Origin of the sequence: Actinobacillus suis ATCC 33415 (assembly GCF_000739435.1) — a bacterium.
In the GTDB taxonomy this organism is placed as follows: Bacteria; Pseudomonadota; Gammaproteobacteria; order Enterobacterales; family Pasteurellaceae; genus Actinobacillus; species Actinobacillus suis.
Genome location: NZ_CP009159.1, coordinates 1,525,376 through 1,548,750 on the forward strand (window position 1 = coordinate 1,525,376; position 23,375 = coordinate 1,548,750).

Consider the following 23,375-nt stretch of genomic DNA (forward strand, 5'->3'; position numbering starts at 1 on the left):
ATCAGGTTTCTTATGAAAAAATTTGACGAAATTAATATTATTCCGTTCATCGACATTATGTTGGTGCTATTAGCGATCGTGCTTGTTACCGCCTCATTTATTTCACAAGGCAAAATTCAAGTGAATGTGCCGAAAGCAACCACGACTCAAGCGATGAAAGCGGATGAATTAGCTAAACTTCTTACGATCACAGAAAACAACGAGTTCTATTTCAACGATCAACCAATTACTAAAGAAGCACTTACTACTGAGATTGCCACTTGGGACAAAACCCAAAAAGTAACCTTAAAAGTAGATGGTGCGGTGGCATTTGAAAAATTTGTTGAACTCACCGATGTACTCTCTGCGAATGAAATTAAAAACGTCGCTATCGTAACGAAGAAAGATACAGCCAAGAAATAGGATACGAGTATGAAGAAAAAACATTCTCGTATCGGGTTAATCAGTTCTATTGTTATTCACACCTTTGTTTTTGCCGGTTTCATTTCGATAGTAAAAAGTTCTCATTCGGACGGTCAGCCTGAAGATAATGTAATGTCGATGGAATTAGTTGCCGCTTTATTAGAACAGCCTCAAGTTGCGGTGGCAGAAGAACAACCTACACAAGCGGAACCGGAAAAACAGCAAGCAGAACCGGAGCCGGAACCTGAAGCAGAGCCGATTCCTGAACCGAAGCCACAGCCTAAACCTAAAGAAAAGCCGAAGGAAAAGCCAAAACCAAAAGAGCAACCGAAGCCTAAAGAAAAAGAAAAGCCTAAAAAAGAGAAAGCTAAAGATAAACCGATTAAGGCATTAGAAAAAGGGCCGGAAGCCAAACAAGGTATTGTCGCAAAAGCCATACCGAATGCAGTGCAAGGTACTCAAGCACGAGCGGGCATCCCGAATGGTAAACCAAACGGTAATCCTAACGGTACATCAGCGAACGGCTCACAAAATGGTGCGGCAGGTGGCAGTGGCAGCGGAAGTAATGGTAGTGAAATCGGAGCTTATAAAGCTGCATTACAGCGAGCCTTACAACGTCGAGCTAACAATGCCTATCCCGCTCGAGAAAAAATGATGCGTAAAACAGGGGTTGTTACTATTGGTTTTACCGTATCGTCTTCTGGCGATTTAACCAATGTAAAAGTGTTAAACAGTTCCGGTAACAGTAATCTTGATAACGCAGCAGTTAAAGCAGCGCAAAGCACCAAAGTGTCACCGCCACCGTCTGGTTTCCCAAGTAGTGTTACTGTTCCGGTAAAATTCTCGATTGAATAAATCTTACCAATAAGCTCCCCTGCGGGAGCTTATTTTTTATTCGTTATAAGCGGTCATTTTTTACTAAAATTTTGCAAACATCAGCAAAAGATAAGCGCTTGCCTAAAGCGGGGTGCTTAAGTAAAATAAACTGTTTCTATTTTTATTATACAAATTGAGGAAAATGTAATGTTTGGAAAAGGCGGCTTAGGCGGTTTAATGAAACAAGCTCAGCAAATGCAAGAGCGTATGCAGAAAATGCAAGAAGAAATCGCACAACTTGAAGTAACCGGCGAATCTGGTGCAGGTTTAGTAAAAGTAACAATCAATGGTGCACATAACTGCCGTCGTATCGAAATCGATCCGTCATTAATGGAAGACGATAAAGAGATGGTGGAAGACTTAGTTGCCGCTGCATTCAATGATGCCGTTCGCCGTGCGGAAGAAATGCAAAAAGAAAAAATGGCAAGCGTGACTGCCGGTATGCAATTACCACCGGGCATGAAGTTCCCATTCTAATTTAGTGATAATGGATAGGCGCTTTTGCAACTATCCATTATTAATTTTCAACTATCCATTCCTATTTATGCAAATTAGCCCTTTACTCGAAAACCTTATGGAAGCCCTGCGTGCATTACCCGGTGTCGGTCCAAAATCCGCACAGCGTATGGCATATCATTTATTACAACGCAATCGTTCCGGCGGAGTGAACTTATCGAAAGCATTGAGCGAAGCAATGACACATATCGGTCATTGTCGTTCTTGTCGTACGTTTACCGAAGAAGACGAATGCAATATTTGTAAAAATCCTCGTCGTCAAATGAGCGGTCAACTTTGTGTAGTTGAAATGCCGGAAGATATTCAAGCAATTGAACAAACCGGACAATTTTCAGGGCGCTATTTTGTATTAATGGGACATCTTTCCCCATTAGACGGCATTGGACCGAGAGAAATCGGCTTAGATCTATTACAAAGTCGTTTAGAGAACGAATCTTTTCACGAAGTGATTCTTGCCACCAATCCAACGATTGAGGGAGATGCAACGGCTAATTATATTGCGGAAATGTGCCGCATCCACAATGTGAAAGTGACTCGAATTGCACACGGGATTCCGGTTGGCGGCTCATTAGAAATGGTAGACGGTACAACCCTTTCCCACTCTTTTGCCGGCAGACGAGATATTTCGTTATAAGGTGAAAAGGTTATTTGGCTAGTCATAAAAGTCTGATACAATCACTCAGGTATTAATCACTAGAGGTTATCATGGAAACTATCGATACTATTGAAAAAATCAAAAAACAAATCAGCGAAAACCCAATTCTTCTTTATATGAAAGGTTCGCCGAAATTCCCTTCATGCGGTTTCTCTGCTCGTGCGGTGGAAGCGGTAATTAACTGCCAAGTACCATTCGGTTATGTAGATATTTTAACTAACCCGGATATTCGTGCTGAATTACCAAAATTCGCAAACTGGCCGACTTTCCCACAATTATGGGTAGAAGGCGAATTAATCGGTGGTTGTGACATCGTATTAGAAATGTTCCAAAAAGGTGAACTACAAACCTTATTAAAAGAAGTTGCGGCAAAACACGCTTAATTCTTTGACAAACATTCAGCCCAAGCAATTCGCTTGGGCTTTTTTTCGACAAAAAAATGCCATTTTGCTCTTACATTCCGCTTCGTTTTTGGCTTACAATGTAAAAATTCATTTGTAAGAAATAACAATAAGGACACAACAACATGGCTTTAAAAGATTTAGATTGGGCTAACTTAGGCTTTTCCTACATTAAAACGGATTATCGCTTCATCGCACATTGGAAAGATGGTAAATGGGATGAAGGTCAATTAACCACAGATAACACTCTCCACATTCATGAAGGTTCGACCGCACTTCACTACGGTCAACAATGTTTCGAAGGTTTAAAAGCCTATCGCTGCAAAGACGGTTCTATTAACTTATTCCGCCCTGAAGAAAATGCAAAACGTATGCAAGGTACTGCACGTCGTTTATTAATGGCGGAAGTGCCGACTGAGTTATTTGTGCGTGCTTGTAAAGAAGTAGTAAAAGCAAACCAAGATTGGTTAGGCCCATACGGTTCAGGTGCAACACTTTACTTACGTCCATTCTTAATCGGCGTGGGTGAAAATATTGGTGTTAAAGCGGCACCGGAATACATTTTCTCCGTATTCTGCTGTCCGGTGGGTGCGTATTTTAAAGGTGGTTTAGCGCCGTCTAACTTCATCACAACCGACTACGACCGTGCAGCTCCAATGGGAACCGGCGGAGTTAAAGTGGGTGGTAACTATGCGGCAAGTTTATTACCGCACGAATTAGCGACAGAACAAGGTACAGCAACACGCAAATTTGCCGATGCGATCTACCTTGATCCGAAAACTCACACTAAAATTGAAGAAGTGGGTGCAGCAAACTTCTTTGGTATTACCAAAGATAATAAATTTATTACCCCAGCGTCAGAATCGATCTTGCCAAGTATTACCAAATACTCGTTATTACATATCGCTAAAGAGCGTTTAGGTATGGAAACGATTGAAGGCGATGTATATATCGATCAATTAGATCAATTCGCTGAAGCCGGCGCTTGCGGTACAGCGGCGGTAATTACACCGGTTGGCGGTATTCAACATAAAGATAACTTCCACGTATTCTATTCGGAAACGGAAGTTGGCCCAGTAACAAAACGCTTATATGCGGAACTTACCGGTATCCAATTCGGTGATGTTGAAGCACCGGAAGGCTGGATTGTTAAAGTAGAATAATCCGATTTAAGCTATGACAAGCGGTAAAATTTTGCAATTTTTTTGCAAATTTCTACCGCTTGTTTTCTTTCAAACATAAGGAATATTATGATTAAACGCATTGATGTCAGTAAACGTTTCTCTGAAGTTGCCATTTATAACGGCGTGGCTTATCTCGCCGGTCAAGTGCCGACAGACGATAGCCAAGACGCTTATCAGCAAACCAAACAAGTGCTTGCGGAAATTGATAAATTCTTAGCTAAAGCTAATACCGATAAAAGTAAGATCTTAATGGCAACCGTTTATCTTGCCAATATGGCTTATTATGATGAAATGAACCGTGCGTGGGACGAATGGGTGGCGGAAAACAATGCGCCACCACGTGCTGCGGTGGAAGCAAGACTTGCAAATCCGAATTGGAAGGTTGAAATCGTAGTGAATGCTGCGGTATAACTAAAAGCGTGGGGCTGAACAGGCTTACCCACGCTTTTTTACTATAGGAGGTAATATGCGATCCCCATTTTATCGTCAGGCGCATATATTCTTAATCGGTGGTGCAGCTGATCAAGAACCTTATTATTTTGTTGGCCCGCTCCGCAATATCAGCCTAGCAAAACAACGGCTGGCAAGAAAAATTAAAAGCTGTATTCCTAATTACGAGCAAATTCATATTCATACGCTCGGTTACAACCATATTTTTCATCTTAGCGACATTGAATTAAATGTACTCATCAAAATTCAGCCGCAAGATCTTATCTATATTATCGGACACAGTTTAGGCGGCTGGAATGCACCACATCTGGCCGGAATACTAAAAGACAAAGGCTATCGCGTACGTTTGCTCGCAACCCTTGATCCGGTGGGAGAAGGGACACTCGTTTGGCTTGGTTCAAATATCTATAAAACACCGCAACCCCAACCCAATGCCGATTTATGGATTAATATTCGTGCGGAAACCAAAGCTGAACACGATTTATCCGATATTGTTGCTCGCCTCGGTCAACAGTGGAACTTAACCAACGAACCGGATATTAATCAAACACTCAATATTCACCACGCTAATGCGCAACGAATGCTAAGTACGAAATTACAAACCGGAAAATCAATTCTGGATTACCTCATTGAGAATCTTAAACAGCTATTGTGATTCTTACTTTACGATTCATTGCTTACAGAGAAATAAAAACCACGGAATACACCGATTACACAGAAAATATCCGAGTAATCAGTGTATTCCGTGGTGAACATTTATCTTACTGTTCCACCATAAAACAGGCTATTTTGGTGCCGTTTTCATAGCTTTTTAATTGAGGTTGTTCCGCTTTACATTTTTCGGTTGCCAAACGACAACGAGCGTGAAACGCACAACCTTTCGGCGGATTTAACGGGCTTGGTAATTCACCGGTTAATTTAATCCGCTCACGACGTTGCTCCGGATTTAAACGAGGTGTTGCCGAAAGTAACGCTTGGGTGTACGGGTGACGAGGATTACTGAAAATCGCTTTAGTTTCGCCTTGCTCGACCACTCGTCCTAAGTACATTACCATCACTTCATCGGCAATATGCTCAACCACCGACAGATCATGCGAAATGAAAACATAGGAAAGCCCCATCTCGTCTTGCAGATCCATCATCAAATTAAGCACTTGCGCACGTACCGATACATCCAATGCCGAAACCGGCTCATCCGCCACGACCACATCAGGATTGAGCATTAAACCTCTGGCAATCGCAATACGTTGGCGTTGCCCACCGGAAAACATATGCGGATAGCGATCGTAAAACTCAGGTTTTAAACCGACTTTGCCCATCATTTCTAACACTTTCGCTTTACGCTCTGCTGCCGATAAATCGGTATTGATTAATAACGGTTCTTCTAAAATGCTACCCACTTTTTTACGCGGATTCAGCGAGCTATAAGGGTTTTGGAACACAATCTGAATTTTTTTACGGCGTAATACAGCGGTATCTTTATCATTGACTAAGAAATTCTGCCCTTTATAAAACAGCTCGCCTTCAGTCGGGCTTTCAATCATCGTGAGCATTCGCCCCAAGGTTGATTTACCACAACCGGACTCTCCAACCACCGCCAATGTTTTGCCTCGTTCCAATTGGAATGACACACCGTCTACCGCTTTAACCGTTTTCGGTTTAGCAAACAAACCTTGCTTAACCGGATAATATTTTTTCAAATTTTTCGCATCAAGAAGCGGTGCGTTTTGTTCATTTTTTTGCAAATCAGTCATTTCGCTTCTCCGTTATTGTTGTGTAGTTGGCACACCATTTTCATTTAATGGAAAATGGCATTTCACTTGGCGACCGTTTAAAACTCGTAATTCAGGCTCGCTGGCACGGCATTTATCCGTTGCATACGGGCAACGAGGATTCAGCAAACAGCCTTGCGGTCGGTCGTATTTACCGGGAACCACACCGGGCAACGATTGTAAACGAGATTTACCTTCGGCAAATTCAGGCAACGCTTTCAGCAATGCTTGCGTATAGGGGTGAAGCGGCGCTTTAAAGATTAATTCTGCTTTGCCCTCTTCCACCACTTGCCCTGCATACATCACGATAATGCGATGTGCCGATTCTGCAACCAATGCTAAATCGTGGGTAATCAGAATCAACGCCATATTTTCTTTGCGTTGCAATTCCAATAATAAATCAATAATTTGCGCTTGAATCGTTACGTCTAATGCGGTGGTCGGTTCGTCCGCAATCAATAATTTCGGATTGCAAGCAATCGCCATTGCGATCATCACGCGCTGGCTCATACCCCCCGAAAGCTGATGCGGATACACCTCTAAACGAGATTGTGGATCCGGAATCCCCACCATCGTCAATAACTCAATCGCACGTTCACGACGGGTCGCTTTTGAGCCACCTTGATGCACCTTCAACGCTTCCATAATTTGGAACCCGACCGTATAACTTGGGTTAAGACTGGTCATCGCATCTTGGAAAATCATCGACACGTCCGCACCGACAATTTTTTGTTTTTCTTTCGGTTTTAACGCTAATAAATTATTGCCGTTAAACTCAAGCGAATTTGCCGTCACACGACCGGGAAAGTCAATTAAGCCCATAATCGCTAACGAGCTAACCGACTTACCCGAACCGGACTCGCCAACAATACCTAATACTTCGCCTTCGTTAATCGTGTAACTGATACGATCTACCGCTTTAAAGGGGGCTTTCTCATCACCGAAATGGACAGAAAGCTGATCTACCGTTAATAAAGCCATCTTGCTCTCCTTATTGTTTCAGTTTTGGATCGAGTGCATCACGTAAGCCATCGCCCATTAAGTTAAATGCTAATACAAGCGATAAAATCGCCAGCCCCGGAATGGTTACCAACCAGTTTGCCGATTGCATAAAACCGCGTGATTCCGCCAACATTGTGCCTAGTTCCGGTGTCGGCGGTTGTGCTCCGATACCTAAGAAGCCAAGTGCGGCAAGTTCTAAAATCGCATTGGAAATCCCCATCGTCATTTGTACGATTAACGGGGCTAGACAGTTCGGTAAAATCACGATAAACATTAAACGTAATACACCGGCGCCGGCAACTCGGCTCGCGACCACATAATCACGATTTTTTTCGCTCATGACCGAAGCACGGGTTAAACGTACATAGCTTGGAATCGATACAACCGCAATCGCAATCGCCGCATTAATCAAGGAAGGGCCTAAAATGGTGACCACACCAATAGTGAGAAGTAGGCTCGGAATTGCCAACATAATATCGACAAAGCGCATAATCACAATATCAATCACACCACCGTAATAACCGGCAAGTAAGCCTAAAATTACGCCAAATACGCATGATAAAACAACGATCACTAAACCGATAAACACAGATAAGCGTGCACCGTAAATAATACGAGAAAGAATATCACGCCCAATATCATCGGTTCCTAACAGATAAGCGGAATTACCGCCGTCCATCCACGCCGGAGGCAATAGTAAAGCACTACGGTTTTGCTCAATCGGGTCAAAAGGGGCAACCCAACCTGCAAATACCGCAGCAAAAAAGACAAGAGTAATAAAGGCAAGCCCGATAACCGCACCACGGTTTTGGCAAAAATAATACCAAAACTCTTGTAAAGGTGTCTTCGGAGCCGGTGCCGAAAGGGTTGTTGAAGACATTATGTATCTCACTCCATTCAAATCATTTTGCAAAATTTTGCGTAAATTTAACCGCTTGTAAAAGCTGAAAAATAGGCTTAGTTATGGCGAATTCTTGGGTTAACTACACCATAAATTAAATCAACGGTTAAGTTCACTAAAATAATAATCGTCGCAATAATTAGCACTGAACCTTGTAAAACCGGATAGTCACGAGCATTAATCGCATCGATAATCCATTTACCAATACCCGGCCACGAGAAAATATTTTCTGTAAGTACCGCCCCAGAAAGTAACTGCCCCACAATCAGTCCCACTACAGTAACCACCGGAATCAAGGCATTACGTAACGCATGGACAATCACAATGCGAGTGGTATTCAAACCTTTCGCTTTTGCGGTACGAATATAATCTTCGCCTAACACTTCCAGCATTGAAGAACGGGTCATACGCGTCACCACTGCCAATGGAATAGTGCCTAACACGATCGAAGGCAAAATTAGTGATTTAATTGCGGCAATAAATGCCCCCGACTCATCTGAAACCCAAGTGTCATACAGCATAAAGCCGGTTTCCGCTTCAATCCAATATTCGGAAGGTAAACGTCCGGAAGCCGGTAAGCCTAACGGTGTGGAAAAATAGAGAATTAAGATTAAGCCCCACCAGAAAATCGGCATCGAATAACCGGTTAAAGATAAAGTGGTTACTGTATGTGAAATCCACGAATCTTTCTTCACCGCAGCAATTACACCAAGGAAAATCCCAAATATCAGCGACCATAACAACGCAAAGAAGGCTAATTCAACCGTTGCCGGAAACAGTGTGAAAAACTCTTTTAACACCGGCTCATTGTTACGAAATGAATTACCGAGATCGCCCTGAAACACCCCTTTAATATAATTAAAATACTGCTCATGCAGCGGTAAATCTAAACCGAGCTGCGCCATCATCTGAGCGTGAACTGCCGGATCTAAGCCACGCTCTCCCATCCGAATTTCAATCGGGTCGCCCGGAATTAAATGCACTAAGGCAAAAGTAATTAACGTTATCGCCAAAAAGGTTGGGATAACCATCAAAAGACGTTTAAGAATAAATGAAAACATTAGGTAATACTCATTATTTGAACCACGGAAAATATGAAAAACACGGCATTAAGCGGTAAAATTCAGCGAATTTTTTACAAATAGCCGATAACTCTCTGCCGTGCTTTTCAATGGTTAATAAGAGAACTTATTTTGCCTCTAAATCAACACCGTAGAAATTATGTAAGCTAAATGGACTAATCACATAACCTGTTACTTCCTTACGAACCGGGAAATAAGTGGTTGAGTGAGCAATGGTTACCCATGGTGCTTGTTCTTTGAAAAGTACTTGCGCTTGTTTATAAAGCTCGGTACGTTTTGCTTTATCAGTTGTTTGAACTGCATCGGTCATTAACTTATCAAAATCTTTATGACAGAATTTTGCATAGTTAGAACCTTGTTTTACCGCCGCACAACTTAATAAGGTATTTAGGAAGTTATCCGGATCGCCGTTATCACCGTTCCAGCCCATCATACCGGTTGTATGTTCGCCGTCACGCATACGATTGAGATATTCACCCCATTCGTAACTCACGATTTTGGCATTCACACCCACTTTTTTCCAATCTTCTTGGATAAGCTCCGCCATACGGCGTGCATTCGGGTTATACGGACGAGAAACCGGCATTGCCCACACTTCGGTATCAAAACCTTTTTCCAATCCGGCTTCTTTTAACAAGGCTTTGGCTTTTTCCGGATCATAGTCATAATCCTTCACTTCATCGTTATAGCTCCACATTGTCGGTGGAATCGGATTTTTCGCTTTTTCGCCGGAACCTTGATAAACAGACTGAATAATCGCCTCTTTATTAATCGCATAGTTTAACGCTTGACGCACTTTCACATCATCAAACGGTTTTTTCTGCGTATTGAAATGTAAATAGCCGATATTTAAACCCGGTTTGGTCATTAAATTGATATTCGGATCTTTTTTCAATGCTTCCAGATCAGCCGGATTCGGGTAAGGTGCGGCATGGCATTCACCTTTTTGTAATTTCGCCATACGCACCGATGCATCCGGTGTAATCGCAAAGACTAAACGGTCAATCGCCGGTTTACCTTCCCAATATTGCTCAAAGCCCTTGTAACGAATCTGAGAATCTTTTTGGTAATCAACAAATTGGAATGGGCCTGTACCAACCGGATTTTGATCTAATTTTTCCGGCGTACCCGCTTTTAATAATTTCTCAGCATATTCCGCAGAGAAAATCGAAGCAAAGTCCATTGCAATATTCGCTAAGAATGGTGCATTCGGCACTTTTAGATTAATTTTAACCGTATAATCATCCACTTTCTCAACATTTTGAATAATATTGCCCATATCCATACCGATAAAATATTCATAGTTACCACCGGATACCTTATGGAAAGGGTGATTCGGATCTAATTGACGATTGAATGAGAACACTACATCGTCCGCATTAAAATCACGGCTTGGTTTAAAATCTTTAGTTGAATGGAATTTCACCCCTTTACGTAAATAAAAGGTATAACTTTTACCGTCTTCTGACACATCCCATTTTTCCGCTAAAGAAGGCATAACTGAAGTTTCCCCCTTAGCGAAATCTACTAATCGGTTAAAAATCGTTTGGCTGGTCGCATCAAGCGTACCACCGTCTGTTGCAAATTGAGGATTTAAGTAAGTAGGTGAGGCTTCTAAGCAGTAGACGAATGTTTTAGGTGTAGCCAAAGCCGAACTCGAGGCGGCAATAGCCAATGAGAACAAAGAAAGTTTTGTGAGTTTTTTCATTGAATGCTCCAATGTTGTGTTTGTTTTTTATTTTTATGAATTAATCGAATATACAAGTTTTTCGATGAAGTTCAATACTTTTTCAGTAAAAAGCGGTCTAAATCCAACGAAAATTTGCAAATTTCCGCAAAATTTAGACCGCTTATCATATTTACTACAATCTATTAATTATTTCCTAACTCCGCTCGATAGAAGTTATGCGATAAGAAAGGACTAACCGTATAGCCTGTTACTTCTTTACGCATCGGGAAATAAGTTGTTGAATGTGCAATCGGCAACCAAGGCGCTTGCTGTTTAAAAATTACTTGAGCCTGTTTATAAAGTGCTTTTCGCTTTACCTTATCTGGCTCTTGCGCTGCTTGCGTAACTAAATCATTGTAAGATTTATCACAGAAATGTGCATAATTTGAGCCTTGTTTGACCGCATTACAACTTAATAAAGTATTTAAGAAATTATCCGGATCACCGTTATCGCCAGTCCAGCCCATCATACCGGTTGAATGTTCGCCTTGTTCCATTCGCTTGAGGTATTCTCCCCATTCAAAACTAACAATTTTGGCATTCACCCCGATTTGCTTCCAATCCTCTTGAACCATTTCAGCCATACGACGTGCATTCGGATTATACGGGCGAGAAACCGGCATTGCCCATAATTCCGTTTCAAAACCATTTTCCAAGCCAGCTTCTTTTAATAACGCCTTCGCTTTTTCAGGATTATATTCATAATCCTGAATCTCATCGTTATAGCCCCAAATTGTCGGCGGCATCGGATTTTTAGCAACAGAACCAGTACCTTGGTACACTGATTCTAAAATCGCTTGTTTATTTACCGCATAATTGAGTGCTTGACGTACTTTCTGATTATCTAACGGTTTCTTATCCAAATTAAAAGTAATATAACCAATGTTTAAGCCAGATTTTTCCAATACTTGTAAGTTAGTATCCGCTTTCATCTGAGCAATATCAGCTGGGTTTGGATACGGCATTGCCTGACATTCGTTTTTCTGCAATTTGGCATAACGAACAGTCGCATCCGGCGTCACACTAAATACCAAGCGGTCTAATTTCGCTCTGCCTTGCCAATAATCATCGAAAGCTTTAAAACGCACATAAGCATCTTTTTGTAAACCAGCAAATTCAAACGGCCCTGTACCTATCGGTGCGGTATCGACTTTTTCCGGCGTGCCGGCTTTTAACATTTGGTCGGCATATTCAGCGGAAGAAATCGAAGCGAAATCCATTGCAAGATTTGCTAAAAACGGCGCATTCGGCACTTTTAAGTGGAATTTGACTACATAAGTATCCACTTTTTCGACTTTTTCAATGATATTAGGCATATCCATACCTAAGAAAAACTCATAGTTTCCGCCCGAAACATTATGGAAATAATTATATTTATTTAATTGGCGATTAAAGACAAACAACACATCATCAGCATTGAAATGACGAGAAGGGGTAAATTCTTTATTCTTATGAAACTTAACCCCTTTACGTAAATAAAAGGTATAGGTTTTACCATCCACAGAAATATCCCATTTTTCAGCTAATGAAGGAATAAGATTTGTTGTACCCGGTTCAAAATCAATTAAACGATTATATAACGCTTGTGCCACATCTAATGTTGCACCGTCTGTGCCGATTTGCGGGTTTAAAAAAGTAGGCGAAGATTCAATACAATAAGTAAATGTTTTAGGAGCAGCGAGTGCCGAATTAGAGAAAAGTAACAACGTAAACGCTGATAAAGAGAAAAATTTTTGCATGAAATACCCTGATGTTGTGCTATAAATTATTTTTTGAATAATTTACATATTATCAGCCCTATTTCATATTGCAACGTTCAACTGCAACCTTTTATTACCCCTCATAAGAGATAAGACTAACTTTATTCATTCCACTCTGACAAGCGGTCAAATTTCCCTGCCGTTTTGCAAATCATTAGTAAGGCAGCTTAAATCAGCAAAAAGGAAAAAAGGAAAGGAGAAAATGAAAGTAAAGATAAGGATGAGGTTGAGGCTGAGGCTGAGAATAAGGCTCTGGATAAAACAACATCGTTGTCCGTTGTAAAAAAGCAAAAACCCCGTGGTTATCGCTAACCACAGGGTCCTAAATTCAATCTGGCGATGCCCTACTCTCACATGGGGAAGCCCCACACTACCATCGGCGTTACTGCGTTTTACTTCTGAGTTCGGAATGGAGTCAGGTAGAGCCACAGCACTCTGGTCGCCAGAATATTCTGTTGATGTCTTTTGTCTTCTTTCTTTGTCTTTGTTCTTTCTTCTTAAATTCGAAACAAGCTGCTACTGAGTGTAGTGCTCAAAAACACTTGAGCGTTGTATAGTTAAGCCTCTCGGGCAATTAGTATCTGTTAGCTCAATGGCTCACACCACTTACACACCAGACCTATCTACGTCGTAGTCTCCAACAACCCTTACCGACTTATAGTCGGGGAGAACTCATCTTGAGGCAAGTTTCGTGCTTAGATGCTTTCAGCACTTATCTCTTCCGCATGTAGCTACCCAGCAATGCCTCTGGCGAGACAACTGGAACACCAGTGATGCGTCCACTCCGGTCCTCTCGTACTAGGAGCAGCCCCTCTCAATTCTCCAACGCCCACGGCAGATAGGGACCGAACTGTCTCACGACGTTCTAAACCCAGCTCGCGTACCACTTTAAATGGCGAACAGCCATACCCTTGGGACCTACTTCAGCCCCAGGATGTGATGAGCCGACATCGAGGTGCCAAACACCGCCGTCGATATGAACTCTTGGGCGGTATCAGCCTGTTATCCCCGGAGTACCTTTTATCCGTTGAGCGATGGCCCTTCCATTCAGAACCACCGGATCACTATGACCTGCTTTCGCACCTGCTCGACTTGTCTGTCTCGCAGTTAAGCTTGCTTATACCATTACACTAACCTCACGATGTCCGACCGTGATTAGCAAACCTTCGTGCTCCTCCGTTACTCTTTGGGAGGAGACCGCCCCAGTCAAACTACCCACCAGACACTGTCCGAGACCGCGTTCCGCAATCTTCGTTAGAACATCAAACGTTAAAGGGTGGTATTTCAAGGACGCCTCCAACAACACTGGCGTGTCATCTTCAAAGGCTCCCACCTATCCTACACATCAAAATTCAATGTTCAGTGTCAAGCTATAGTAAAGGTTCACGGGGTCTTTCCGTCTAGCCGCGGGTACACCGCATCTTCACGGCGATTTCAATTTCACTGAGTCTCGGGTGGAGACAGCCTGGCCATCATTATGCCATTCGTGCAGGTCGGAACTTACCCGACAAGGAATTTCGCTACCTTAGGACCGTTATAGTTACGGCCGCCGTTTACTGGGGCTTCGATCAGGAGCTTCTCTTTCGATAACACCATCAATTAACCTTCCAGCACCGGGCAGGCATCACACCCTATACGTCCACTTTCGTGTTTGCAGAGTGCTGTGTTTTTAATAAACAGTTGCAGCCAGCTGGTATCTTCGACCGGTTCAACCTTCGAGAGTAAATCTCTACAATCTACGCCGGCGCACCTTCTCCCGAAGTTACGGTGCTATTTTGCCTAGTTCCTTCACCCGAGTTCTCTCAAGCGCCTGAGTATTCTCTACCTGACCACCTGTGTCGGTTTATAGTACGGTTTAGTATAACCTGAAGCTTAGTGGCTTTTCCTGGAAGCGTGGTATCGGTTACTTCATCTCCGTAGAGACTCGTCATCACTTCTCGGTGTTAACGGAATTCCGGATTTGCCTAAAATTCCCACCTACCGGCTTAAACAGACATCCAACAGTCTGATAACCTAACCTTCTCCGTCCCCACATCGCAGTTATACCAAGTACGGGAATATTAACCCGTTTCCCATCGACTACGCTTTTCAGCCTCGCCTTAGGGGCCGACTCACCCTGCCCCGATTAACGTTGGACAGGAACCCTTGGTCTTCCGGCGAACGAGTTTTTCACTCGTTTTGTCGTTACTTATGTCAGCATTCGCACTTCTGATACGTCCACCAAACTTCTCAATTCAGCTTCATCCGCTTACAGAACGCTCCCCTACCCAACAGTCTTTCGACTGATGCCGCAGCTTCGGTGACTAGTTTTAGCCCCGTTACATCTTCCGCGCAGGCCGACTCGACTAGTGAGCTATTACGCTTTCTTTAAATGGTGGCTGCTTCTAAGCCAACATCCTAGCTGTCTAAGCCTTCCCACTTCGTTTCCCACTTAACTAGTACTTTGGGACCTTAGCTGGCGGTCTGGGTTGTTTCCCTCTCCACGATGGACGTTAGCACCCACCGTGTGTCTCCTGAGTATCACTCTTCGGTATTCGCAGTTTGCATCGGGTTGGTAATCCGGGATGGACCCCTAGCCGAAACAGTGCTCTACCCCCGAAGGTGTCCGCTCAAGGCTCTACCTAAATAGATTTCGGGGAGAACCAGCTATCTCCCGGTTTGATTGGCCTTTCACCCCCAGCCACAAGTCATCCGCTAATTTTTCAACATTAGTCGGTTCGGTCCTCCAATTAGTGTTACCCAATCTTCAACCTGCCCATGGCTAGATCACCGGGTTTCGGGTCTATACCTTGCAACTAAAACGCCCAGTTAAGACTCGGTTTCCCTTCGGCTCCCTTATTCAGTTAACCTCGCTACAAAATATAAGTCGCTGACCCATTATACAAAAGGTACGCAGTCACCCCACAAAGAGGCTCCCACTGCTTGTACGTACACGGTTTCAGGTTCTATTTCACTCCCCTCACTGGGGTTCTTTTCGCCTTTCCTTCACAGTACTGGTTCACTATCGGTCAATCAGGAGTATTTAGCCTTGGAGGATGGTCCCCCCATCTTCAAACAGGATTTCTCGTGTCCCGCCCTACTTGTCGTTAGCTTAGTACCACAATAGACACTTCGAATACGGGACTATCACCCTTTATAGTCGAGCTTCCCAGCTCGTTCTTCTGTGTCTACTGCTATCACTAACAGGCTCTTCCGCTTTCGCTCGCCGCTACTTACAGAATCTCGGTTGATTTCTTTTCCTCGGGGTACTTAGATGTTTCAGTTCTCCCGGTTTGCCTTTACTACCTATGTATTCAGTAGTAAATACTAGATTCTTCATCTAGTGGGTTTCCCCATTCGGAAATCTTGGATTAAACGCTTCTTATCAACTCATCCAAGCTTATCGCAGATTAGCACGTCCTTCTTCGCCTCTGATTGCCAAGGCATCCACCGTGTACGCTTAGTCACTTAACTATACAACCTCAAATGTTTTCAAATCTTATTCAAATCCATTCAATGCTGTATTTTATTCAACTAAACACTTGACTGCTTTTGTTCAGTCAAGATTTTTTTAACTACTCAGACTTTCTTTCGAAAATCTCTCAGTTTTTCAGCTTGTTTCCAATTTTTTAAAGAACAATTTAAGACAATAATTTGACTTATCATCATGACTAAATAAACAAATCTTTTACTTATTCACTTAGTCATGATGATTGGTGGAGATAAGCGGGATCGAACCGCTGACCTCCTGCGTGCAAGGCAGGCGCTCTCCCAGCTGAGCTATATCCCCATACATCATGACTGAACATAATCTCACCTTTCAGTTTTCACTCGTTTAGAGTGGTGGGTCTGAGTGGACTTGAACCACCGACCTCACCCTTATCAGGGGTGCGCTCTAACCACCTGAGCTACAGACCCAAAAGGATGCCGGATTATGTCCGTTTTCGTCTTCTCTTCTATCAAACAATCTGTGTGAACACTTGCAGTCGCTTAATTCTTGGTAAGGAGGTGATCCAACCGCAGGTTCCCCTACGGTTACCTTGTTACGACTTCACCCCAGTCATGAATCATACCGTGGTAAACGCCCCCCCGAAGGTTAAGCTATCTACTTCTGGTACAACCCACTCCCATGGTGTGACGGGCGGTGTGTACAAGGCCCGGGAACGTATTCACCGCAACATTCTGATTTGCGATTACTAGCGATTCCGACTTCATGGAGTCGAGTTGCAGACTCCAATCCGGACTTAGACGTACTTTGTGAGATTTGCTCCATGTCGCCATATTGCTTCCCTCTGTATACGCCATTGTAGCACGTGTGTAGCCCTACTCGTAAGGGCCATGATGACTTGACGTCATCCCCACCTTCCTCCAGTTTATCACTGGCAGTCTCCTTTGAGTTCCCGGCCAAACCGCTGGCAACAAAGGATAAGGGTTGCGCTCGTTGCGGGACTTAACCCAACATTTCACAACACGAGCTGACGACAGCCATGCAGCACCTGTCTCATGGTTCCCGAAGGCACTCTCGTATCTCTACAAGATTCCATGGATGTCAAGAGTAGGTAAGGTTCTTCGCGTTGCATCGAATTAAACCACATGCTCCACCGCTTGTGCGGGCCCCCGTCAATTCATTTGAGTTTTAACCTTGCGGCCGTACTCCCCAGGCGGTCGATTTATCACGTTAGCTTCGGGCACCAGACTTAAAGTCCAATCCCCAAATCGACAGCGTTTACAGCGTGGACTACCAGGGTATCTAATCCTGTTTGCTCCCCACGCTTTCGCACATGAGCGTCAGTACATTCCCAAGGGGCTGCCTTCGCCTTCGGTATTCCTCCACATCTCTACGCATTTCACCGCTACACGTGGAATTCTACCCCTCCCTAAAGTACTCTAGTTGACCAGTATGAAATGCAATTCCCAGGTTAAGCCCGGGGCTTTCACATCTCACTTAATCAACCGCCTGCGTGCCCTTTACGCCCAGTTATTCCGATTAACGCTCGCACCCTCCGTATTACCGCGGCTGCTGGCACGGAGTTAGCCGGTGCTTCTTCTGTAGTTAACGTCAATTACCAAATCTATTAAATTTGATACCTTCCTCGCTACCGAAAGAACTTTACAACCCGAAGGCCTTCTTCATTCACGCGGCATGGCTGCATCAGGGTTCCCCCCATTGTGCAATATTCCCCACTGCTGCCTCCCGTAGGAGTCTGGACCGTGTCTCAGTTCCAGTGTGGCTGGTCATCCTCTCAGACCAGCTAGAGATCGTCGGCTTGGTAGGCCTTTACCCCACCAACTACCTAATCCCACTTGGGCTCATCTCATGGCATGTGGCCTTGCGGTCCCACACTTTAATCCGAAGATATTACGCGGTATTAGCTACAGTTTCCCGTAGTTATCCCCCTCCATGAGCCAGATTCCCAAGCATTACTCACCCGTCCGCCACTCGTCACCCAAGGAGCAAGCTCCTTCGTGCTACCGTTCGACTTGCATGTGTTAAGCCTGCCGCCAGCGTTCAATCTGAGCCATGATCAAACTCTTCAATTCAAAAAGTTTAATCGCTCAATAAACTGCTTAGCTAAAGTTTACATATTACTTCAAAAGTAAAAATGAATTTCTAGTTTAAGCACCTATTAAGACTTCAAAATCAAAAATATTTTTTCAATTAAGTCAATCAACAAGTGCCCACACAGATTGTCTGATAAATTGTTAAAGAACAAAAAGAAACGACGCACTGGCAATCAATTTTAAATCGTTCACAACAGTGCGTCGTTGTGTGAGGTGCATTATAGAGAAATCTAAAATCCTTGCAAGCACTTTTTGCAAAAAACTTTAAAACAATTCTCCCTTCGCATAACATTTATTCAAATTGAGTAAAACAAGAGCATTTTTGAGTAATTTTCTGATAACTTTTGACTATATGTCTGATTTTGTGATCTTCCTCACAAAATTATTGGTACTTTTTCGAGAAGTTACTGGTATTATATATGCCATTATCCTTATTCATCTATTTTTATAATTTTATATAAAGAGGAACCTTTTATGAGTCAATTAGATGCTTTACGTGAAATGACTGTTGTTGTTGCAGATACCGGTGACATTGAAGCAATCAAACAATATCAACCGCAAGATGCAACCACTAACCCATCTTTAATTTTAAGTGCGTCTGCATTACCGCAATACGCATCATTAATTGATGACGCAGTAGCTTATGCTAAAGCAAAAAGTGATGATAAAGCTCAACAGCTTATTGATGCAGAAGATAAGTTAGCAGTTAATATTGGTTTAGAAATTCTTAAAATCGTACCGGGACGTATTTCTACAGAAGTAGATGCTCGCCTTTCTTACGATACGGAAGCAACAATTGAGAAAGCTCGTCAAATTATGAAGCTTTATAACGAAGCGGGCATTAGCAATGATCGTATTCTTATTAAAATCGCTTCAACCTGGCAAGGTATCCGTGCGGCGGAAGTGTTAGAGAAAGAAGGTATCAACTGTAACTTAACCTTATTATTCTCTCAAGCGCAAGCTCGTGCGTGTGCAGAAGCTGGCGTTTACTTAATCTCTCCGTTTGTTGGCCGTATCTTAGACTGGTATAAAGCAGCAGAGAAAAAAGAATATGCACCGGCAGAAGATCCAGGTGTAATTTCTGTTACGAATATCTATAACTACTACAAACAGTACGGTTATCAAACTGTGGTTATGGGCGCAAGTTTCCGTAACGTAGGTGAAATTACCGAAATCGCAGGCTGTGACCGTTTAACTATTGCTCCACCGTTATTAAAAGAACTTGCTGAAAGCAATGCTCCGCTTGTTCGTAAATTAGAATATAAAGGTGAAGTGAAAACTCGTCCGGCACCATTAACAGAAGCGGAATTCTACTGGCAACATAACCAAGACCCAATGGCTGTTGAAAAATTAGCGGAAGGTATCCGTAAATTTGCAGTAGATATTGAGAAATTAGAAGCAATGCTTGCTGCTAAACTTTAATTACTGAATGATTGAAACAAAAATCCCAAGCGAATGCTTGGGATTTTTTATGCGATTTAGATAAGCAAGCGGTCAATTTCTCAGAATAATTTGCAAATTCTTAAGGAAAATTAACCGCTTGTCATTTTGTCATTTGATAGTGCTAAGCTAAATTGGCTGTCTCGGTACAGAACCTTGATAACCGAATTGACGCCATGCTTCATATACAACAACAGCTACCGTATTGGATAAATTCATACTGCGGCTGTCTTTGCACATTGGTACTCGGATTTTTTGCGACATCGGTAAACTATCCAAAATCGCCATCGGGATACCACGGCTTTCCGGCCCAAACATGAGGAAGTCGCCTAATTCATAACTCACTTCACTATGATTCGGTTCGCCTTTAGTCGTTAGCGCAAATAAACGTTTTGGTTTCGCACGTTCTAGAAAATCTTCAAAATTCTTATATTTTTGAATATCGACAAACTCATGATAATCCAAGCCGGAACGGCGTAGCTTTTTGTCGTCCCACGCAAAACCTAGCGGTTCAATCATATGTAATCTAAAACCGCAATTCGCACATAAGCGGATAATATTACCGCTGTTTTGTGGGATTTCCGGTTCATATAAAACAATATCTAACATTTTTATTTACCATCAAAATATGGAATGCACAAAACTTTCCGTGCATTCCGTGATTATTAATTTTCAATATGGCGAATGATCCAACAGTTATGGATTTGCGGATTACGCTCAAAATCAAGCGGTAATGTTTTATGTGAAATATTTTCCGCTTGTAAACCTAATTCGGTTAGGCCTTCGAAATCCATTTTAAAACCACGTTTATTATTCGAGAATACGATTGTGCCGTCCGCTGTCAAAATGCGTTTAAGCTGCATCATTAGCTTAATATGATCGCGCTGAACATCCCAACTGTCTTCCATTCGTTTTGAATTTGAGAACGTTGGCGGATCAACGAAAATCAACTCAAAGCGTTCCCGACATTCCGCCAACCACTGTAAGCAATCGGCTTGGAATAAGCGGTTATTACGTAGCGGTAAATTATTTAGCTCTAAATTTTGTTCCGCCCAATTCAGGTAAGTATTTGACATATCTACCGTAGTTGTGGACTTCGCACCGTTTAATGCGGCATGAATGGTCGCTGAACCTGTGTAAGCAAAGAGGTTTAGGAAAGTTTTTCCTTTTGCCATCTGCCCTACCATTTTACGTGTTAGACGGTGGTCTAAAAATAAGCCGGTATCAAGATAATCGGTTAAATTCACCCATAATTTTGTACCGTATTCGGTTACGTAGAAATAATCGCCTTTATTAGCCAATTTCTCATATTGGTTCGTGCCTTTTTGCTTTTGGCGAACTTTTAATACCAACTTATTGGTTTCCACGCCTGTTACATACAAGGTTGCAGACACGGCATCCAGTAAGCGTTGGCGAGCTTTTTGTTCGTCGATGTTTTTCGGTGCGGCATACTCTTGTACCACAATATTATCATCATAGCGATCAACCGCTAAATTATATTCCGGTAAATCTGCATCATATAAACGGTACGCATTAATACCTTGCTGCTTCGCCCATTTTTCAATTTTCTTAATATTTTTCGTTAAACGATTCGCGAAATCAGGCGCAACTTGTGCATTCTGTTCAAATTTAAGTTCATCAGCTTGCTGTTCTGTCGCTGTACGCTCACTAATTTGGTAATTCTTTTGTAAACAGTCTAACGGACCGTTTTTCGCTTTGAACTGACGGTGTGAACGCAAACGTAAACAGTTCAGTAATTCCGGCTCGCCACTGAAAATAGACGCATTCCAACCGCCAAATTGTTGTTTTAAACGTTGTCCGAACACCGAATAAAGAGCAATTAACGCCGGTGTTGTGCCTAAACGCTCACCGTACGGCGGGTTACAAATCACAGTGCCAACTTGTGCCGGACAAGGATTTTTTAACGCCGCTACATCGCCTTGTTGCCATTGAATTAAATGTGCTACGCCGGCATTTTTCGCATTCTGTTTTGCTTTAGCTAATACGCGATGATCAAGGTCGAAGCCAAAGAAAAGCGGTTGAATTTCTTCATTTTGTTGCAAATAGGCCTGCTCTAACACTTCTTTCCAAACCGCTTGTTGATGTCCTTTCCACGCATTAAAGCCCCAATGCTTACGGTGTAATTGTGGTGCAATCCCCGCTTGCATTTGTGCCGCTTCAATCAACAACGTACCGGAGCCACACATCGGATCAACCAGCGGAGTGCCTTTTTGCCAGCCGGAACGAAGAATAATCGCCGCTGCCAATGTTTCACGTAGGGGTGCTTTACCTGTGTCTTCACGGTAGCCTCGCATATGTAACGCATCACCGCTTAAATCAAGCGATACCACCATATTTTCTCGGTCGAGATAAACGTGAATTCGAATATCTGCATGATCTTTGTCCACGGTCGGGCGAGCGAAGCCTTTACGTTCAAAATAATCGACTACACCGTCTTTTACTCGCATCGCACCGAATTGGGTGTTGCGGATCTCTCGGTTAGTCCCGTTGAAATCGACAAAGAAAGTATCACGAGGATCAAAAATTTCCGCCCAGTTGATACCGACGATCGTTGCGTATAAATCCAGATCACTAAAAATTTTGGTGGTTACCAACGGTAATAAGATACGAGAAGCCAAACGGCTATGTAGTAATGCCTGATATGCTCCTCGTTGGGTCGTTGTAAAATGCACTCCACCTTGTGCAACTTTACACTCAGCTTCACAGATCTGCTCCAGTTCTGTTTTTAACATTTCTTCAAAGCCACGAGCAGCAGTGGCAAAATAAGTTGTTTGAGTCGTCATTGTTATCATTCTTTTAGCTAAAATTAGCGCTATTATAGCGGAACAAGCGGTCTAATAGTTGAAAAGTTTTACAAATCAACAGGAAATTTAACTAGACAAGAAATTGGCTAAGATCAAAAATGTTTCAAATTACCCAAAATGGGTAACTTGCTTTAGGTAAGTATAACCCTCAAAATTTATGCCAATTTTTATTGGAGGCACAAAATGACCGAACCTTATAAAATTCTTTTGATTGATGACCACCCGCTTATGCGTCAAGGCATGCGTCAAATTCTTGAACTAGAAGATAATTTTGTTGTAATTGGGGAAGCAAGTAACGGTACTGACGGCATTGCGTTAGCGTTAGATAAAGATCCTGATCTGATTATTTTAGATTTGAATATGAAAGGGATCTCAGGTTTAGACACTTTACGTTCTCTACGCACGCATGGCGTGGATAGCCGTATTATTGTCTTAACTGTATCAGATGAACAATCCGATATTTTTGCGTTGATGGATGCCGGTGTTGACGGCTATTTGCTTAAAGACAGTGATACGGCTGATTTAGTCGAAAATATTCGTAGAGCGGCAAAAGGTGAAATGGTCTTAAGTGAAGCGGTACAGCAACATTTATTAGATCGCCGCCCGGAAAATGATCCGTTAAGTGTTTTAACCGACCGTGAACGTGATGTTTTACAGTGGATCGCAACCGGTATGTCAAATAAACAAATTGCCGGTCAGTTGTTCATTTCAGAAGAGACAGTGAAAGTACATATTCGTAATTTATTACGCAAATTAAATGTGCATTCTCGTGTAGCCGCTACCGTGCTTTATCTAGAACAACAAAAAGGCTAAGCAAATTTATCTGCAAAAAAGAGGAG

Annotated in this window: 18 protein-coding genes, 2 tRNA genes and 3 rRNA genes; 10 read left to right on the plus strand and 13 right to left on the minus strand. The window is 42.7% G+C overall.

What is annotated here, in order from left to right; all coding sequences use genetic code 11:
* The first annotated feature begins 12 nt into the window (after positions 1-12).
* The 8 genes from exbD (at position 13) to ASU1_RS06965 (ending at position 5,139) form a co-directional block, all read left to right on the plus strand.
* Positions 13-402: a TonB system transport protein ExbD gene (gene exbD / locus ASU1_RS06930; RefSeq protein WP_014992062.1), complete on the plus strand. Its 390-nt coding sequence runs from the start codon at positions 13-15 to the stop codon at positions 400-402.
* Between the two features lie 9 nt (positions 403-411).
* Positions 412-1,257 (plus strand): energy transducer TonB family protein, encoded by an 846-nt coding sequence (locus ASU1_RS06935; RefSeq protein ID WP_039195284.1) that lies wholly within the window; start codon positions 412-414, stop codon positions 1,255-1,257.
* Between the two features lie 168 nt (positions 1,258-1,425).
* Entirely contained in the window at positions 1,426-1,755 is a 330-nt protein-coding gene (locus ASU1_RS06940) for a YbaB/EbfC family nucleoid-associated protein (protein ID WP_005600053.1), read from the plus strand.
* A gap of 67 nt (positions 1,756-1,822) precedes the next feature.
* Positions 1,823-2,428 (plus strand): recombination mediator RecR, encoded by a 606-nt coding sequence (recR, locus tag ASU1_RS06945; RefSeq protein ID WP_014992064.1) that lies wholly within the window; start codon positions 1,823-1,825, stop codon positions 2,426-2,428.
* An 80-nt stretch (positions 2,429-2,508) separates the two neighbouring features.
* On the plus strand, positions 2,509-2,832 hold the full coding sequence (gene grxD, locus ASU1_RS06950) for a Grx4 family monothiol glutaredoxin (RefSeq protein WP_039195759.1): 324 nt from the start codon (positions 2,509-2,511) through the stop codon (positions 2,830-2,832).
* A gap of 143 nt (positions 2,833-2,975) precedes the next feature.
* A complete protein-coding gene (locus ASU1_RS06955; protein ID WP_014992066.1) occupies positions 2,976-4,013 on the plus strand; it encodes a branched-chain amino acid aminotransferase in 1,038 nt (345 codons plus the stop codon).
* A gap of 87 nt (positions 4,014-4,100) precedes the next feature.
* Positions 4,101-4,445, plus strand: coding sequence for a RidA family protein (locus ASU1_RS06960; protein WP_014992067.1), 345 nt, complete (start codon positions 4,101-4,103; stop codon positions 4,443-4,445).
* 55 nt (positions 4,446-4,500) lie between these two features.
* Entirely contained in the window at positions 4,501-5,139 is a 639-nt protein-coding gene (locus ASU1_RS06965; RefSeq protein ID WP_014992068.1) for a hydrolase, read from the plus strand.
* A gap of 106 nt (positions 5,140-5,245) precedes the next feature.
* Here the strand turns inward: ASU1_RS06965 and ASU1_RS06970 are convergent, their stop codons facing one another.
* From ASU1_RS06970 to ASU1_RS07020, 11 genes are all read right to left on the minus strand, one after another.
* On the minus strand, positions 5,246-6,238 hold the full coding sequence (locus ASU1_RS06970; protein ID WP_014992069.1) for a peptide ABC transporter ATP-binding protein: 993 nt from the start codon (positions 6,236-6,238) through the stop codon (positions 5,246-5,248).
* Between the two features lie 12 nt (positions 6,239-6,250).
* Complete coding sequence (gene dppD / locus ASU1_RS06975) at positions 6,251-7,237, minus strand: dipeptide ABC transporter ATP-binding protein (RefSeq protein WP_014992070.1); 987 nt, start codon at positions 7,235-7,237, stop codon at positions 6,251-6,253.
* A gap of 10 nt (positions 7,238-7,247) precedes the next feature.
* Positions 7,248-8,138: an ABC transporter permease subunit gene (locus ASU1_RS06980; protein ID WP_014992071.1), complete on the minus strand. Its 891-nt coding sequence runs from the start codon at positions 8,136-8,138 to the stop codon at positions 7,248-7,250.
* Positions 8,139-8,215: 77 nt separating this feature from the next.
* On the minus strand, positions 8,216-9,220 hold the full coding sequence (locus ASU1_RS06985) for an ABC transporter permease subunit (protein ID WP_014992072.1): 1,005 nt from the start codon (positions 9,218-9,220) through the stop codon (positions 8,216-8,218).
* Between the two features lie 127 nt (positions 9,221-9,347).
* The gene (locus tag ASU1_RS06990; RefSeq protein WP_014992073.1) at positions 9,348-10,949 is read right to left on the minus strand and encodes an ABC transporter substrate-binding protein; all 1,602 of its coding nucleotides are present in this window, start codon (positions 10,947-10,949) and stop codon (positions 9,348-9,350) included.
* 164 nt (positions 10,950-11,113) lie between these two features.
* The gene (locus tag ASU1_RS06995) at positions 11,114-12,709 is read right to left on the minus strand and encodes an ABC transporter substrate-binding protein (RefSeq protein ID WP_039195299.1); all 1,596 of its coding nucleotides are present in this window, start codon (positions 12,707-12,709) and stop codon (positions 11,114-11,116) included.
* A gap of 352 nt (positions 12,710-13,061) precedes the next feature.
* Positions 13,062-13,177, minus strand: a 5S ribosomal RNA gene (rrf, locus tag ASU1_RS07000).
* Between the two features lie 106 nt (positions 13,178-13,283).
* Positions 13,284-16,183 (minus strand): 23S ribosomal RNA (locus ASU1_RS07005).
* Between the two features lie 240 nt (positions 16,184-16,423).
* A tRNA-Ala gene (locus ASU1_RS07010) sits at positions 16,424-16,499 on the minus strand.
* Between the two features lie 51 nt (positions 16,500-16,550).
* Positions 16,551-16,627: transfer RNA gene (locus tag ASU1_RS07015), tRNA-Ile, on the minus strand.
* A gap of 83 nt (positions 16,628-16,710) precedes the next feature.
* Positions 16,711-18,250, minus strand: a 16S ribosomal RNA gene (locus ASU1_RS07020).
* The 16S, 23S and 5S rRNA genes sit together here with 2 tRNA genes alongside, the layout of an rRNA operon.
* 495 nt (positions 18,251-18,745) lie before the next feature.
* Here ASU1_RS07020 and tal point away from each other — a divergent pair.
* A complete protein-coding gene (tal, locus tag ASU1_RS07025) occupies positions 18,746-19,693 on the plus strand; it encodes a transaldolase (RefSeq protein ID WP_014992075.1) in 948 nt (315 codons plus the stop codon).
* Positions 19,694-19,840: 147 nt separating this feature from the next.
* Here tal and trmL read toward each other — a convergent pair whose 3' ends face one another.
* Positions 19,841-20,320 carry a tRNA (uridine(34)/cytosine(34)/5-carboxymethylaminomethyluridine(34)-2'-O)-methyltransferase TrmL gene (gene trmL, locus ASU1_RS07030; RefSeq protein WP_005600016.1) on the minus strand — a complete coding sequence of 160 codons (480 nt, stop codon included), beginning with the start codon at positions 20,318-20,320 and terminating at the stop codon, positions 19,841-19,843.
* Positions 20,321-20,376: 56 nt separating this feature from the next.
* Positions 20,377-22,515 carry a bifunctional 23S rRNA (guanine(2069)-N(7))-methyltransferase RlmK/23S rRNA (guanine(2445)-N(2))-methyltransferase RlmL gene (rlmKL, locus tag ASU1_RS07035; protein ID WP_014992076.1) on the minus strand — a complete coding sequence of 713 codons (2,139 nt, stop codon included), beginning with the start codon at positions 22,513-22,515 and terminating at the stop codon, positions 20,377-20,379.
* Positions 22,516-22,719: 204 nt separating this feature from the next.
* On the opposite strand from rlmKL, the gene narL reads away from it, so the two are divergent.
* Complete coding sequence (gene narL, locus ASU1_RS07040) at positions 22,720-23,349, plus strand: two-component system response regulator NarL (protein WP_014992077.1); 630 nt, start codon at positions 22,720-22,722, stop codon at positions 23,347-23,349.
* The last annotated feature ends 26 nt before the right edge of the window (positions 23,350-23,375 follow it).